Here is a 14,798-nt window from a genome sequence, read left to right on the forward strand (position 1 = left end):
AAAATCAAACGTGATTTTACTGCGATATTTTGCAATCTTGCCAAACGGCTGTGTGTGCCTTCGTTTTTATTTTTTGGTTACGTTTGTCAAAGTTAGTTTATTTTCTTACTTTTTGACAAAAATTTTTACTATGGAAATAAAAGAAATTGAGAAAAACATAAACAACAAATATGAAAAACTTCTTTCTGAAATAGAGAGAAAAAATAAATTCATATTTACAAATAAGAATAATGGACTAGTTGTTAGAATTAATATCTTAGATAAAAACTTCTCTAAAGAATCTTATTTTTTACACAGAGGTCAAGATTTCTTTAAAGTAAGCTCTTTTACGGATGCTGTTAAGTTACTTACCAATTTAGGATTCAATAAAGGAAATACGGAAGATATTTTAAATGATGCATTTTACAGTACACATAAGCACTCTTATGATAATTCTGAGTTTTATCTAGGTTTTTACATCTTGGAATCCGTAAGCCTCCAATAAGAATTTTAATAACTTTTTTGCATATTCTTTATCATCATCTGTCCAATACTTAAAATCAACATCCCAAGTACAAGGTTCTAACATTAATATTCGTGTTAATATTCTGGATATGCTTCCCGTGCTATGTATTTCAGAAGTTACATTTTGTTCAAATAGTTGTTCTGCTTCTTTATCCGTTAGTTTTGTAAAATCTTTTACCAATAAGTTGGAAAATTTTTCAACTAGTTTTTGTGTTGTCGCAGTTGTATTTTTTATTTATTTCAAAAATAAGAAAATTTTTCTTATAAAATAATTTTCTTACAACCACAAATCGTCCTGCCCCAGATAGTAGCGGCAGCCCCGAGAATGTGGGAGCTATTTTTTACTCTCGCTACAGAGCGACCAGAGGAAGCTCCTGTAGTGGGTTTGTAAAAAAAGCGCCCATATGGAGGGCTAAAGCGGATAGCTGGATTAGGCTCAAAAAAAAACCTGAAAATTAAATACTTTCAGGTTCTTGAGTTGTTTTTGGTTTTGTTGGTGCTTGATGCATGACAATCTGCGGGAAGGGGATTTCGATTCCTTCTTTGTCGAAAGCGATTTTAAGTCTTTTGCGGAGTTCTCCTGTAACTTCAAATTGACGCGAGGGCACTGTTTCTCCTAAAATTTTTACCATTATAGCCGAGTCGGCAAATTCATTGACACGCAAGAATTGTGGTGCTAGAAGAATTAGGTTTTTCCAAAGTGGGTCATCGGCTAGCTCGTTTCCTGTGCGGTTGATGACATCAATAAGGTGTTCGATATCTGTGCTATAGCCGACACCTATGTTCAGGTTGATGCGGGCATAATCTTTGGATAAATTGGAAACGGTTTTGATTTCCCCATGCGGGATGTGGTGTACAGTTCCGTCAATATCTCTTAGAGTAGTTTTACGCAGTGTGATAAGTTCGACTTCACCACCTAAGGTGTCAAATTTTACAAGGTCGCCTATGCGGTATTGGTTTTCGAGAATGATAAAAAGTCCCGAGATGATGTCTCTGATCAAGTATTGCCCCCCAAAACCGAATGCTAATCCCACAATTCCTGCTGCGGCAATAATTGGAGCGATTTCGATTCCAAATTCGCTTAAAATCATCAATGAACTCACAAGGATAATTACGATTTTTGAAGTCGTAGAGAAGATTTGGATAAGGGTATTTTCTCTTTTTTCTTCGGCTTCTTTGGATTGATGCTTTTCGGGTCTTACGGCGATGCGTACAGCTTTTGCTATAAAACGAATCAAGATTTTATGAAGAAAAAAAGCACCGATGGCAATAAAGATGACTTTGAGTCCATTGGTCATTAACCAAGGTATAATTTGGTCAATATATTTTAGAGCGTATTTTTCAACTTCTTTAAGTATATAGTCGGTATTCATAGTACTATTTTTGTTTTTGCAAATTTAAAGAAACTGATTTTGGGTAAGGAAAAAGAGTTGTTAAGTTTTATACAAAATTGTTTTTCTTTTTTTTAAACTCAGTTCGGCTGCGCTCAATGCAGGCTCGGAACATAGGCTTCTCAATGTGCTACAGATACATAGCTATCTGTTAACTATATTAAGCGAAGCGTCTACTACGAAAAACGAAACCTATGTCTCTCAGTGTTTTTAAAATTTTAATTCAAAATAAAAAGTCCAAAAACCGAATGATTTTTGGACCTTATAAATTGTTATAGAACATTTGTATTAAATGTCATCAAAATCAATGTCGGTGAAACTTGATGTTTGAGGGATTGCGTCTTCGTCAATTGTTGCTTTTTCAGTAGCGTACTCTTTTTTGAAATCTCTTTGGTGTCTTTCAGAGATTACTTCTTCACCTTTGTGGTTCAAGACATAAGAAGTCATTTCTTCTAGAATTTCAGAAAAGGCTGCGAAATCCTCTTTGTATAAATATATTTTGTGTTTTTTGAAATGGAAAGATCCATCTTCTTCAGTGAATTTTTTACTTTCAGTAATGGTAATATAGTAATCATCTGCTTTAGTAGCTCTTACGTCAAAGAAATAAGTTCTTCTGCCGGCACGTAAAACTTTAGAAAAAATTTCTTCTTTTTCTAACATATCATTTTCTCTCATAATCCTTTCTGACAATTTTTGGTTATTAAATCGTAACCAAAAATGATAAAAAAATAGTTATTAAACAACAATTAAAGCAATTCTTTTTCCGAAAGTTGTTTTAAATACAAGGATGCATAATAGCCTTCTTCATTTATTAGCTGGTTATGAGAACCTTGTTGGATAATTTTACCATCTTCGAGAATAATTATTTTATCGGCATTTTTGGCAGATGAAATTCGATGACTCACAATTATGGTAGTTTTATCTTCGCAAATGGCAAAAAGATTGTTCAAAATTGCTTCTTCGGTTTCGGTATCTACGGCCGATAAACAGTCGTCAAAAAGTAAAATTGGTGGATTCTTGATGATGGCTCTAGCGATAGAAACACGTTGTTTTTGACCACCTGAAAGTGTGATGCCTCGTTCTCCCAGTACCGTATCGTATTGTTTTTTGAATCCCTTGATGTTTTTGTGAACGACTGCATTTTTGGCTGCGTTAATGACTTCTTCATCAGTTGCGTCTTCTTTACCAAATTTGATATTGTTTTTAATAGAATCCGAAAACAAGAATGCATCTTGCGGGACAATACCAATGCTGTTGCGGAGATCGTACAGATTAAGTTGGCTGATTTCGGTACCATCGATTTTGATTTCGCCCTTTGTCACATCGTAAATTCGTGAAATTAGCGATAAAATGGTTGATTTTCCAGAACCTGTTTTTCCTAATATGGCTAGTGTTTCCCCTTTTTTGACTGTAAATGAAATGTCGTTTAGGGCTTGAATATTGGTATCTTCATAGGTGTAACTCACATTGTGAAAGGCAATAGAGCCTTCAATTACGGAATGTTCAGGATTGTTGTTTTGTATTTCGGGTTGGATTTTTAGAAATTCATTGATTCGTTTTTGCGAAGCTTCGGCTTCTTGAACCATAGAGGAAACCCAACCTAAAGAGGCTACTGGCCAGGTCAACATGTTCACATAAAGTATAAATTCGGCAATCGTACCAATGCTTTTGATGCTTCCTTGAATGTACATTAATCCACCAAAATAAATTACGACCAAGTTGCTAATTCCAATAAGTGCCAACATTAAAGGGCCAAAAAGCGATTGAACTTTGGCTAGGTCTAAGCTTTTTTCTTTGCTTTCATCTGCCAATTCGACCATGTTGTTTTGGTGTTGGTTTTCGAGTGAATAGGCTTTAATAACACGAACTCCTGAGAATATTTCTTGAGTGAAACTCGATACTTTGGAGAGGTATTGCTGGAAAGTAGTACTCTTTTTATTGATTTCTGTACTTAGCTTGAAAATGGCGTAAGATAAAATAGGAAGAGGTAAAAGGGTATACAACGTTAGTCGAGGTGACACATTATACATATATAAGATTACAATGGTAAACCGGATGATGGTATTGATGGTATACATCACGGCTGGTCCTACATACATCCGAACTTTGGAAACGTCCTCGCTGATGCGATTCATTAAATCTCCGGTTCGGTTTTTTTTGTAAAAGTTTTGAGTGAGGTTTTCGTATTGTTTGAATACTTCGTTTTTTAAATCAAATTCGATATGACGTGACATCACAATCAAGGTTTGACGCATTAAGAAGGTTAGTATTCCTGCAATAATGGTCGTTGCAATAATCAGCAAGATATTATTGATTAATTCGTTTTGAATGGTCGATTTTGGGATGCTACTGTCTTGAGCGATATTTTCAATGGCAGCAAAGGATTTGCTGATTAATTTGGGAGTAAACAGCGAAAATATTTGTGCAATTATGGTAAAAATAATGCCTAGTAAAAAACGGTATTTGTATTTAGAAAAGTATTTGTTTAAATAGCCTAATTCTTTCATGTGTAAGCGCTTCTGGATAATGTTGTTTGGGATTTGGAATTGAATTTTAGGTTATCAAAAAAAGCAATTGCAATCAACAAAGATACAGGTTTAAAGGGAATTAATTGTTAAAGTAAAGTTGTATTCTTGGTGGATTGTAACCGCAAAGGGTACGGAGTTTTTCGCATAGGTTTTTAAACATATAAGTCATTTAAGTTTTTTGTAGAGATGAATTTGAAACATTTAAGAAAATTTAAGAGCATATAAGCGTTGGGTAACGATTGATTTCAAACTCTAGTTTTATTTTTTTAAACATAATTAATCATTTAGGTTTAAGAAGTTATCTAAAACAGAATAAACTACATTAGATTTCGCTTATATGTTCTTAAATTCCTATCTGTTTCAAGTTCATCCCTACAATAAAAAAACTTATATGACTTATATGTTTAAAAAAATAGAGGTTAAGTAAAGGAGGTTTTTAAATTATCCTAATGGTTCTTTTTTGAGATTTATATTTTATTTTAGAAAAGGAATAACTACTTTTGCGGTCTAATTCATAAAAGTTCTTACACGGTGGTAAATAGAAGACACATTCGCGTCAAAGTAATGCAATCCATTTATGCGATGCATCAAAATGGTTCTGATAACCTAGAGAAACAGGAGAAATTCCTTTTTTTTAGTATTGACAGTATTCAGGATTTATATCTTACCATGATTTCCTCATTGATGGAAATATGTAAAAAAGAAACGGAGTTTTTGCACAAATCAAGTTTAAAACACTTAGCTACTCCAGCAGAGCGCAATCCCAACAATAAGTTTATTAATAATGCTGTTTTCCAAATCTTGGCTGAGAATAATTCGCTAAGTATTGCTATGGAAACACGTAAAATAGATGCTTGGTATTTGAATCAAGATTATATTTTGTTGTTGCTTAATGCAATAAAAGAAAGTAAGTTCTACGTTGATTATATGCAAAATCCAGCACAATCATTTGAAGAAGACAAGCAATTAATTGTTGATTTGTTTACTGAAGTGATTGTTCCAAATGAGAAATTATACGAACACCTTGAGGATGATCAATTGACTTGGATTGATGATATTCCGTTAGTGAATACCTTAATCATCAAACAATTGAAGGCTTTGAAGCCAATTGAAGAGGATAATTTTAGAGTACCGAAGGTTTATAAAGATGCTGAGGATAAAGATTTTGCTAAGGATTTGTTTAGAAAAACACTTTTGAATGAAAAGGAATTAGCAAAACAATTTGAGAATAAAACACCAAATTGGGATAGTGAACGTATCGCAGAAATTGATACGATTATCTTAAAAATGGCGATTTGTGAGTTCTTGAAATTCCCATCGATTCCTGTGAAAGTAACTTTGAATGAGTACTTAGAATTGGCCAAAGAATATTCGACTCCTAAGAGTAGTATTTTTATCAACGGTATTCTAGATAATTTGGTTAAAGAATTAGAATCGAATAAAACACTAGTTAAAACCGGTCGCGGTTTAATGTAATAACAATCAATAAAAACAATTAAAAATTATGGAACAGTTAAATAAGTTTGCTCCTTTTTTATTAATGTTTGTTGTCATCTATTTCTTTATGATTAGACCACAACAAAAAAAGGTAAAACAAGAAAAAGAATTTGAAGGAGCATTGAAAGTAGGAGATAAAATCGTTACTAAAAGTGGACTTCACGGTAAAGTAGCTGAACTTGCAGAAACTACTGTTGTTATCGAAACAATGTCAGGAAAATTGAAAATGGAGCGTTCTTCCATCTCAATGGAAATGACAGCTGCTTTAGCTAAAAAATAGTCCTTGTATAAGGTCACAAAATTAACCGATACAGGGATGTGTCGGTTTTTTTGTGTTTTAATGTTTTTTAAAAGCTAACCACAAATTGACACAAATTAGCACTAATTAATTTGTGTCAATTTGTGTAATTTGTGGTAAATTATAAGTGTAGTGATTTATTTCTTTTTTGGTTTTTCCAATCCAAAATTGGGTTGACTTGTCAGTTCAGCAATTTTGACAATTACTTCTACTGCTTTTTGCATGCTTTCTACAGGAACGTATTCGTATTTTCCGTGAAAGTTATGTCCTCCGGCGAAAATATTTGGACAAGGTAATCCCATGTATGACAACTGGCAACCATCAGTTCCACCACGAATGGGTTTGATTATTGGTTTTACATTTACTTCTCGCATGGCTTTGGCGGCAATATCCACAATGTGTTTTACAGGAACGACTTTTTCCTTCATATTGTAATATTGGTCTTTTATCTCGGCAATCACGATGTCTTCACCAAATTGTTTGGCGAATTTTTTATTGATTTTTCGTGTGATTTTTTCGATTAAAGCTTTGCGCTTTTCGAATTTTTTCTTGCTATGGTCTCTGATAATTAAATCTAATGTTGTCTCTTCGATTCCGCCATTCAAGTGGTGAATGTGAAAAAAACCTTGGTATCCTTTTGTTTCTTGTGGCGTTTCATCTTTGGGTAAAGCATTGATGAATTCATTAGCAATTAACATCGAATTAATCATTTTTCCTTTGGCATAGCCAGGATGAACGCTTTTACCTTTGAATAGTATTTTGGCTCCAGCCGCATTAAAATTTTCATATTCTAATTCTCCTATTTGACTACCATCCATGGTGTAGGCCCATTCGGCTCCAAATTTAGCCACGTCAAAATGATGCGCTCCACGACCAATTTCTTCATCAGGTGTAAAACCCACTTTTATAGTACCATGTTTGATTTCAGGATGATTAATTAGGTATTCCATAGCGGTTACAATCTCGGTAATTCCTGCTTTATCATCAGCGCCCAAAAGGGTTGTTCCATCAGTTGTAATTAAAGTTTGTCCTTTGTATTGCAGCAAATCTTTGAAATAACTAGGAGATAGGATGATGTTGTTTTCTGCATTTAGAACAATGTCTTTACCGTCATAATTAGGTACTATTTGTGGTTTTACATTGGCTCCCGTAAAATCAGGTGAGGTGTCAAAATGCGAAATAAATCCGATAGTTGGTACTTCATGTTCCACATTACTAGGTAAAGTAGCCATGATGTAGGCTTTATCATCTATAGTAACATCTTGCATGCCAATGGCTTTTAAATCTTTGACTAATTTGTTAGCCAAATCCCATTGCTTTGCAGTACTAGGAGTTGTTTGTGAATGAACGTCGGATTCGGTGTCTATCGTTACATAGCTAATGAAACGGTCTATAATAGGTTGCATAGATTTGATTTTTTTATGAAAAACAAAGATAGGTTTTATTGGTCTTATATAGGTTTTAAAACGTTTTGGTTTTGTTTATTCTTGCGTACTAAAAAACTATTTAGCCACAGATTTAAAGAAAGTGGTCGGACTTTGACAAAGAGTTGCTAACTTGGAAAAAGACCACAAATTAGCACAAATTCAAAAATGTATTAAATTGAATTACACAAATTTCTAATTAACATCAAAATTATTATCTGCAAAAATCTGCCAAATCTGCGTGCTTATTTTTTGCACGCAGATTTACACAGATTTTTTTTAATAGAAATATATGATAAACACACATTTAGACAAAGAGTTAGATAGAATTAAAAGGATTCACATAGATTTTACGCTATAAAACAAATAAAGAATCTGTGTATATCGGTTAAATTTCTTTTATCTGTGTTCTAATGCGGAATCCAGGATAAAAATTGTTCCCAACTATTTCTTATTAGGCTAGATAGTACTATTTTTGCACCACTTAAAAAAACACATCTATGTATAAGTTACTGTTGCGTCCACTATTGTTTTGTTTTGATCCTGAGAAAGTACATTATTTTACGTTTTCATTAGTTCGTTTTACTTCTAGAATTCCAGGATTTAGTAGTTTATATAAATCACTTTATTTAGTAGATGATAAACGCTTGGAAACAGAAGTTTTTGGGTTGAAATTTAAAAATCCAGTAGGTTTAGCGGCAGGTTTTGACAAGGATGCTAAGTTATACAAGGAGTTGTCCAATTTTGGTTTTGGTTTTATCGAAATTGGAACTTTGACACCCAAAGGACAAGAAGGAAATCCTAAAAAACGTTTGTTTCGTTTGAAAGCGGACTCGGCTATCATTAACCGAATGGGTTTTAACAACGGTGGAGTTCAAGAAGCAGTAGAGCGCTTAAAATCAAATACAGGTGTGCTTATTGGTGGAAACATTGGTAAAAATAAATTGACACCAAACGAAGAAGCAACATTGGATTACGAAATCTGTTTTGATGCATTATACGATTATGTGGATTATTTTGTTGTGAATGTGAGTTCGCCAAACACGCCTAATTTACGTGCGTTACAAGATAAAGAGCCTTTGACCCAGTTGTTGCAAACGCTTCAAAACAAAAATTTGGCTAAGCCAAAGCAAAAACCAATTTTGTTAAAAATCGCTCCAGATTTAACAGACGAGCAATTGTTAGACATTATTGATATTGTAAACGAAACTAAGATTGCAGGAGTTATTGCAACCAATACAACTATCTCTAGAGAAGGTTTACAATCAGAAAACAAAACTGAAATGGGAGGATTGTCAGGCAAGCCATTGACAAAACGTTCTACTGAAGTGATTCGGTTTTTATCTCAAAAAAGTAACAAAGCCTTTCCAGTCATTGGAGTTGGAGGAATTCATTCAGCTGATGATGCTATCGAAAAATTAGAAGCTGGTGCAAGTTTAGTACAATTGTATACTGGTTTTATATACGAAGGACCAGCATTAGTAAAAGCTATTAATCAAAAGATTTTGGCTAAAAAATAGTTTATAAATTATTAACGCGTTGGGTGTAATTAGTTTTTGATGATGTTTTTTCGTCAGTTCGAGTAAATTTTCAGAAAATGCGAATAGCTTTTTCAGAAAATTTGTATCGAGAACAATAAAAACATCTTTAAAAAATGGTTCTCGATACATTTTTTGTTCCGTTTCTCTCCACAAAAAACACTCGAACTGACGTTTTTAATAATTACACCCAACGCGTTAAATTATTATTATTTACAGATTAAAAAAGGTGTCATTCATAACGAATGACACCTTTTTTAGTTAAGCTTCTTTCCAAAGTTTTTGGACAGCGTTTAAGTCTTTTTTCATCGCATCAAAAACTACTTTCGGGTCCACAGTTATTTTTTTATTTCCTTTTTCGGCGCCACCTAAATCATATTCTAGGTGAAGAGATACAGTTGGTTTTAGTTGGAGTTTTTTTAAAGTTTTGAAATAAGTTTTAAAATCGACCATTCCTTCTCCAATTGGGGTGTCTTGTACGTCCCAAACTCCATTTGTTTTGACCCATTTAGTATCTTTCAATACTATGGTTTTAATTTGTGAATGCAGGAGTTCTAAGCCATTTTGCCAAGAATAACCTCCTTCTACAGTGGCGTGACGAATGTCATATTGGGTTCCGAAAAAATCTTTGTTTGCTGTTTTGAGAATGGTATCTATTTCCCAGAACGAAGCACCAATGGTTCTACCCGCATGGTTCTGATAACAACCTATAATATTATGTTTTTGGTTTAATTCACTCAGTTTTTTGATTTCCTCTTGGTAATGGAGGAGGTCATTTTGCATGTTTCCGTTTTCGGTATATTTAAACCAATTGGTTCTGTAGTATTTTATTTTTTCTTTCCCTGCCGCTTCTATAATTGCAGTATCTAACGGATTGTTAGCACTTTCAATTGATGTGGTAATCATTGAGCAGTTAGAACCAGCTCTTTTGATATCTCTTATCGCTTTTGGCAAGTCGGTTGTAACTGATTCTGGTTCAATATGTCCTTTTGGACGTACAGTTAAATCTAAACCAGCAAAACCTAATTCGGCAGCAATTTCGCCAGCTTTATAATAATCTAAAAACTGTAAATGTTTTGAAAAAATATTTACCGAAAGTCCCTCTTCATGAGTCAGACTTTGCGAGAAAGCATCAAATGGAAAATTCAAGAAAGGAATCGCTGCAGTTGTTAAGGCAGTTTTTTTTATAAAATCACGTCTGTTAGTTGTGCTCATGATGGCAAGTTTTAAAATTGGTTAACCAAAAATAGTTAATATTTAGGCCAAAGCCAATAATAAAATCAATTCTTTATTAGGGTAGGTTGTTAAGAAAAACGGATATTTGTATTTTTTATAGATAATTCCAGTTTATACACGCCATTATGATTAACATTATTATCATTTTTGCTTTTTTGATACTAGGAATAGTATTGCAAAATGTAAAGAAGTTTCCTGTTTTAGACACTTATAAACTATTTAATAAAATAGTAGTAACGATTTGTTTGCCTGCTATTGTATTGTATTATATACCCAAATTGACTTGGAGCAATGAACTTTTATATCCTATTGGAGGAGCATGGATCGGTTTTATAGTTGCCTTTATGTTGTTTTATTTTTTAGGAAAAAAATGGGGGTGGTCAAATAAATTGATTGGATGTTTAGTACTTACGGCTGGTTTAGGGAACACTTCTTTTTTGGGATATCCAATAATAAGTGCATTGTATGGGGAGCAAGGTTTGAAGATGGCTATATTGTTTGATCAACCAGGTACGGTGGTTGTACTCTCTACTTTGGGGATTTTTATAGCGACTTATTTTTCAAAAGATAATTTGAAACCAATTCAAATGTTGGTTCGAGTTTTTAAATTTCCACCTTTTGTTTTTTTTATAATTGCCTGTATGCTTAATGTTTTTGATGTTGTTTTAAATGATGGCGTTCAGATGGTTTTAAAAGGTTTAGGTAGTATTATGGCGCCTTTAGCGCTAACCTCTGTTGGGTTGCAATTGCGTTTTGAGAGCAAAAGTCAACATTGGAAGTTTTTAAGACTTGGACTTTTGTATAAATTAATATTGACACCCGCTTTGATTTATGTGTTGTTTGTATTGATATTGAACCAAAAATCTGCGATGATTAACGTGGTATTAATGGAGTCGGCTATGGCATCAAATATTACAGCGAGTATCTTAGCGGCAAGTTATGGCTTAAAGCCTCGATTGGCGAGTATGATGATTGGTTATGGAATTCCAATATCATTTATTACCTTGATTTTTTGGTATTTCATAGGGGAGTTTATTTGATTTTACTCGCTCGTATTTAGTTGTTATTTGTGAAACAGATGGCAAGATTTTTCGTTTTTTTTGACTAAATTTAGTGAAAATTAAAAACTAAAATCATCATGGCAACAATACGTTTAGGAGATACAGCTCCTGATTTTCAGGCAGAAACTACAATGGGTACCGTAAAATTCCACGATTGGCTGGGCGATTCATGGGGGGTACTATTTTCACATCCGTCTGATTTCACTCCTGTTTGTACTACCGAATTAGGGACAGTGGCAAATTATTTTCCAGAGTTTGCTAAAAGAAATACAAAAGTTATAGCTTTGAGTGTAGACGGTTTAGAATCACATATGAATTGGATTAAAGACATTGAAGAAACTCAAAATGTAAAATTACAATATCCAATTATTGCTGACGAAAGTAAAGAAGTCGCCAATTTATATGATATGATTCATCCCAATGCTAATGATACATTTACTGTTCGTTCAGTTTTTATTATAGGTTCTGATAAAAAAGTGAAATTGATATTGACTTATCCTGCTTCAACGGGACGTAATTTCGACGAGTTGTTGCGTGTAATTGATAGTTTACAGCTTACAGCAAACTACAGTGTTGCCACGCCAGCTAACTGGAAAGACGGTCAAGATGTTGTAATTTCACCTTCAATACCAGACGAAGATATTCCTGCTAAATTTCCAAAAGGATTTAATCGCATTAAGTATTATCTAAGAATGACACCACAGCCTAATAAATAATTTTGTTTGGGACTGTAAGATATTAAGGTTCTGAGGTGCTAAGTTTTTTATAAGGTCGTTGCCTTAGAACCTTAGCACCACAGAGCCTTTTTTAAACTAGATTATTAATCTTAGCATACTGTAACAACATAATAGTCTTAGCGTCTCTAATCTCTCCTGTCGCAATCATATCGTAAGCTTTATCAAAAGGCCATTCAATCACTTCGATTTCTTCTTGTTCGTGTTCTAGACCACCACCTTCACTAACTTTCATGCTTGCGTCATACTCGCCAATAAAAAGGTGTAAAGTTTCGGTTACGGCTCCTGGAGTCATAAAGGCTTCCATTATTTTTTGAACTGATTTTATTCGATATCCTGTTTCTTCCTCGGTCTCGCGAATGATGCATTCTTCGGGATGGTCTTGATCTAATAAACCAGCACAAACCTCAATCATCATTCCAGTAGGATTTCCATTGTAATAGGTAGGAAGTCTAAATTGACGCGTTAAGACAACTGTTTTTTGTGCTTTGTTGTATAGTAAAATTCCAGCGCCATTTCCACGATCATAAACTTCTCTTTTTTGAGTAATCCAGTTACCATCTTTTTTTTGATAGTCAAAAGTAACTTTGTTAAGTAAATACCAATCGTCAGAAAGGATTTCCGTTTTTTTAATTTTAAATTCGGGGTTTCTCATGAGAAATATTATAAGTCAAAAAAAACGCTCTGAAAAACAGAGCGTTGATTTATTATTTTAGAATTGTTTGTTTTCTGTCTGGACCTACCGAAACAATTTTAATAGGCACTTCAACTTCTTTTTCAATGAACTCAATATATTCTTTTAGTTCAACTGGTAACTCATCGTAAGTAGTCATTCCAGTTAAGTCTTGTTTCCATCCTTTAAACTCTTTGTATACAGGAGTTACATTTTCTGGCTCAATGTTGTAAGGGAAGTGTGCAATATTTTGTCCTTTGTAGTTGTACTCAGTACAAACTTTTAAAGTTTCAAAACCAGAAAGTACATCGCCTTTCATCATCATTAATTGGGTTACTCCATTTACTTGTACAGCATATTTTAAAGCAACTAAATCCAACCAACCACAACGTCTTTGTCTACCAGTAACCGAACCAAATTCGTTACCCACTTTAGCCATAGTAGAGCCATCTTCGTCAAAAAGTTCAGTTGGGAAAGGACCACTACCTACACGAGTAGTGTATGCTTTGAAAATTCCATAAACTTCTTTGATTTTGTTAGGAGCAATTCCTAAACCAGTACAAGCTCCAGCAGCAGTAGTGTTAGAAGATGTTACAAATGGATAGGTTCCAAAGTCAACATCTAATAAAGAACCTTGAGCACCTTCACATAAGATAGACTTACCTGATTTTTGAGCTTGGTGCATGTATTCTTCACTGTCGATAAAGTCTAATTTTTTGATTTCTTCGATAGATTCAAAAAACTCAGCTTCCAATTCTTCTAAGTTGTATTCTAATTCAACACCGTAGAATTTAATCATAGCCTCGTGCTTGTCAGCAAGTGAACGGTATCTTTCTTTAAAATCTTCTAGTTCAATGTCACCCACTCTAAGTCCGTTTCTACCTGTTTTGTCCATATACGTTGGACCAATACCTTTAAGAGTAGAACCAATTTTAGCTTTTCCTTTCGAAGCTTCAGAAGCTGCATCAAGCAAGCGGTGAGTAGGTAAAATTAAGTGTGCTTTTCTTGAAATGATTAATTTAGCTTTAATGTCAATATTGAATTTAGCTAAACCTTCAATTTCTTTTTGGAAAACAACTGGGTCAATAACGACACCGTTTCCAATTACATTAACCGCTGATTTATGGAAAATTCCAGAAGGAATGGTTCTTAATACGTGTTTAATTCCGTCAAACTCTAAAGTATGTCCTGCATTTGGACCTCCTTGGAAACGGGCAATAATATCGTAATTTGAGGTAAGAACATCAACAATTTTTCCTTTTCCTTCATCTCCCCATTGTAATCCTAATAATAAATCTACGGTCATTTTAATTTCTTTATTTAATCGTTAATTCGTTTTGGTGGTTAAATTCAATTCGGTTTAACCGTTTTATATAAACTAAATATTTTTAATTGTTTTCTTCTTCTTCTTCTTCTTTTGGTTCGTCTGTTTTAGGCTTTCTTTTGGTGCCGTAAAAATACAGGGAATGATTGGTTATTTCTACATCAAAAATATCTTCGATTGTTTTTTTAATCGTTTGGATTCTAGGGTCGCAAAATTCGACAACTTCACCAGTATCCGTCATGATAAGGTGATCGTGCTGTTTGTCAAAATATGACTTTTCGTAATGTGCTTGATTTTGTCCAAATTGATGTTTGCGGACTAAAGCACAGTCTAGTAACAATTCAATAGTATTGTATAGAGTCGCTCTACTCACACGATAGTTTTTGTTTTTCATTTTGATGTACAAGTTTTCTACATCAAAATGTTCTTCACTTTCGTATATTTCCTGAAGGATAGCATAACGTTCTGGCGTTTTTCTATGTCCTTTGTTTTCAAGATACATTGTAAAAACATTTTTTACAATTTCTTGGTTTTTGTTGTTATCTGTGGAAATGAGTGTCATATTCGGCAAAGATAAATTATTATTTTAA

Annotated in this window: 15 protein-coding genes; 6 read left to right on the forward strand and 9 right to left on the reverse strand. The window is 33.7% G+C overall.

Going from position 1 to position 14,798, the window contains the following annotated elements:
* The first annotated feature begins 130 nt into the window (after nt 1-130).
* Nucleotides 131-484 carry a hypothetical protein gene (locus SLW70_RS09465; RefSeq protein ID WP_320888074.1) on the forward strand — a complete coding sequence of 118 codons (354 nt, stop codon included), beginning with the start codon at nt 131-133 and terminating at the stop codon, nt 482-484.
* Here the strand turns inward: SLW70_RS09465 and SLW70_RS09470 are convergent.
* The 4 genes from SLW70_RS09470 to SLW70_RS09485 all read right to left on the reverse strand — a co-directional run bounded on the left by SLW70_RS09470 (nt 446) and on the right by SLW70_RS09485 (nt 4,402).
* Nucleotides 446-685, reverse strand: coding sequence for a hypothetical protein (locus SLW70_RS09470; RefSeq protein WP_320888075.1), 240 nt, complete (start codon nt 683-685; stop codon nt 446-448). The two genes, SLW70_RS09465 and SLW70_RS09470, sit on opposite strands and share 39 nt — an antisense overlap.
* A 274-nt stretch (nt 686-959) precedes the next feature.
* Nucleotides 960-1,877 (reverse strand): mechanosensitive ion channel family protein, encoded by a 918-nt coding sequence (locus SLW70_RS09475; protein ID WP_320888077.1) that lies wholly within the window; start codon nt 1,875-1,877, stop codon nt 960-962.
* 306 nt (nt 1,878-2,183) lie between these two features.
* The gene (locus SLW70_RS09480; protein ID WP_320891776.1) at nt 2,184-2,570 is read right to left on the reverse strand and encodes a PUR family DNA/RNA-binding protein; all 387 of its coding nucleotides are present in this window, start codon (nt 2,568-2,570) and stop codon (nt 2,184-2,186) included.
* Nucleotides 2,571-2,641: 71 nt separating this feature from the next.
* Entirely contained in the window at nt 2,642-4,402 is a 1,761-nt protein-coding gene (locus SLW70_RS09485; RefSeq protein ID WP_320888079.1) for an ABC transporter ATP-binding protein, read from the reverse strand.
* Nucleotides 4,403-4,987: 585 nt separating this feature from the next.
* Between SLW70_RS09485 and nusB the strand changes: the two genes are divergently transcribed.
* Both nusB and yajC read left to right on the forward strand, forming a co-directional pair.
* Nucleotides 4,988-5,899 (forward strand): transcription antitermination factor NusB, encoded by a 912-nt coding sequence (nusB, locus tag SLW70_RS09490; protein WP_320891777.1) that lies wholly within the window; start codon nt 4,988-4,990, stop codon nt 5,897-5,899.
* 28 nt (nt 5,900-5,927) lie between these two features.
* The gene (gene yajC / locus SLW70_RS09495; RefSeq protein WP_320888080.1) at nt 5,928-6,200 is read left to right on the forward strand and encodes a preprotein translocase subunit YajC; all 273 of its coding nucleotides are present in this window, start codon (nt 5,928-5,930) and stop codon (nt 6,198-6,200) included.
* A gap of 155 nt (nt 6,201-6,355) precedes the next feature.
* Here the strand turns inward: yajC and pepT are convergent, their stop codons facing one another.
* Complete coding sequence (gene pepT / locus SLW70_RS09500) at nt 6,356-7,624, reverse strand: peptidase T (protein WP_320888082.1); 1,269 nt, start codon at nt 7,622-7,624, stop codon at nt 6,356-6,358.
* Nucleotides 7,625-8,142: 518 nt separating this feature from the next.
* Here pepT and SLW70_RS09505 point away from each other — a divergent pair.
* Nucleotides 8,143-9,162: a quinone-dependent dihydroorotate dehydrogenase gene (locus tag SLW70_RS09505; protein ID WP_320888083.1), complete on the forward strand. Its 1,020-nt coding sequence runs from the start codon at nt 8,143-8,145 to the stop codon at nt 9,160-9,162.
* A 279-nt stretch (nt 9,163-9,441) separates the two neighbouring features.
* Here SLW70_RS09505 and SLW70_RS09510 read toward each other — a convergent pair whose 3' ends face one another.
* Nucleotides 9,442-10,395, reverse strand: coding sequence for a sugar phosphate isomerase/epimerase family protein (locus SLW70_RS09510; protein ID WP_320888084.1), 954 nt, complete (start codon nt 10,393-10,395; stop codon nt 9,442-9,444).
* Between the two features lie 146 nt (nt 10,396-10,541).
* Here SLW70_RS09510 and SLW70_RS09515 point away from each other — a divergent pair, with 146 nt between their 5' ends.
* Together SLW70_RS09515 and SLW70_RS09520 are read left to right on the forward strand one after the other, a co-directional pair.
* Nucleotides 10,542-11,456 (forward strand): AEC family transporter, encoded by a 915-nt coding sequence (locus tag SLW70_RS09515; protein WP_320888086.1) that lies wholly within the window; start codon nt 10,542-10,544, stop codon nt 11,454-11,456.
* Nucleotides 11,457-11,554: 98 nt separating this feature from the next.
* Nucleotides 11,555-12,193, forward strand: a complete 639-nt coding sequence (locus SLW70_RS09520) for a peroxiredoxin (protein ID WP_320888087.1) — start codon at nt 11,555-11,557, stop codon at nt 12,191-12,193.
* A 91-nt stretch (nt 12,194-12,284) separates the two neighbouring features.
* Here the strand turns inward: SLW70_RS09520 and nudK are convergent, their stop codons facing one another.
* The 3 genes from nudK to SLW70_RS09535 form a co-directional block, all read right to left on the reverse strand.
* Nucleotides 12,285-12,866 (reverse strand): GDP-mannose pyrophosphatase NudK, encoded by a 582-nt coding sequence (nudK, locus tag SLW70_RS09525; RefSeq protein ID WP_320888088.1) that lies wholly within the window; start codon nt 12,864-12,866, stop codon nt 12,285-12,287.
* A 52-nt stretch (nt 12,867-12,918) separates the two neighbouring features.
* The gene (locus SLW70_RS09530; protein ID WP_320888089.1) at nt 12,919-14,190 is read right to left on the reverse strand and encodes an adenylosuccinate synthase; all 1,272 of its coding nucleotides are present in this window, start codon (nt 14,188-14,190) and stop codon (nt 12,919-12,921) included.
* A gap of 82 nt (nt 14,191-14,272) precedes the next feature.
* Complete coding sequence (locus SLW70_RS09535) at nt 14,273-14,770, reverse strand: transcriptional repressor (protein ID WP_320888090.1); 498 nt, start codon at nt 14,768-14,770, stop codon at nt 14,273-14,275.
* Nucleotides 14,771-14,798: the final 28 nt, after the last annotated feature.

Source organism: Flavobacterium sp. NG2 (assembly GCF_034119845.1).
GTDB lineage: Bacteria > Bacteroidota > Bacteroidia > Flavobacteriales > Flavobacteriaceae > Flavobacterium.

Bases quoted from the DNA above. Each gene is read 5' to 3' on its own strand.
- SLW70_RS09535 (WP_320888090.1), bottom strand. From the start codon at position 14,770: ATGACACTCATTTCCACAGATAACAACAAAAACCAAGAAATTGTAAAA.
- SLW70_RS09475 (WP_320888077.1), bottom strand. From the start codon at position 1,877: ATGAATACCGACTATATACTTAAAGAAGTTGAAAAATACGCTCTAAAA.
- SLW70_RS09530 (WP_320888089.1), bottom strand. From the start codon at position 14,190: ATGACCGTAGATTTATTATTAGGATTACAATGGGGAGATGAAGGAAAA.
- SLW70_RS09510 (WP_320888084.1), bottom strand. From the start codon at position 10,395: ATGAGCACAACTAACAGACGTGATTTTATAAAAAAAACTGCCTTAACA.
- nudK (WP_320888088.1), bottom strand. From the start codon at position 12,866: ATGAGAAACCCCGAATTTAAAATTAAAAAAACGGAAATCCTTTCTGAC.
- nusB (WP_320891777.1), top strand. From the start codon at position 4,988: ATGCAATCCATTTATGCGATGCATCAAAATGGTTCTGATAACCTAGAG.
- pepT (WP_320888082.1), bottom strand. From the start codon at position 7,624: ATGCAACCTATTATAGACCGTTTCATTAGCTATGTAACGATAGACACC.
- SLW70_RS09505 (WP_320888083.1), top strand. From the start codon at position 8,143: ATGTATAAGTTACTGTTGCGTCCACTATTGTTTTGTTTTGATCCTGAG.
- SLW70_RS09485 (WP_320888079.1), bottom strand. From the start codon at position 4,402: ATGAAAGAATTAGGCTATTTAAACAAATACTTTTCTAAATACAAATAC.
- SLW70_RS09520 (WP_320888087.1), top strand. From the start codon at position 11,555: ATGGCAACAATACGTTTAGGAGATACAGCTCCTGATTTTCAGGCAGAA.
- SLW70_RS09465 (WP_320888074.1), top strand. From the start codon at position 131: ATGGAAATAAAAGAAATTGAGAAAAACATAAACAACAAATATGAAAAA.
- SLW70_RS09515 (WP_320888086.1), top strand. From the start codon at position 10,542: ATGATTAACATTATTATCATTTTTGCTTTTTTGATACTAGGAATAGTA.
- SLW70_RS09480 (WP_320891776.1), bottom strand. From the start codon at position 2,570: ATGAGAGAAAATGATATGTTAGAAAAAGAAGAAATTTTTTCTAAAGTT.
- yajC (WP_320888080.1), top strand. From the start codon at position 5,928: ATGGAACAGTTAAATAAGTTTGCTCCTTTTTTATTAATGTTTGTTGTC.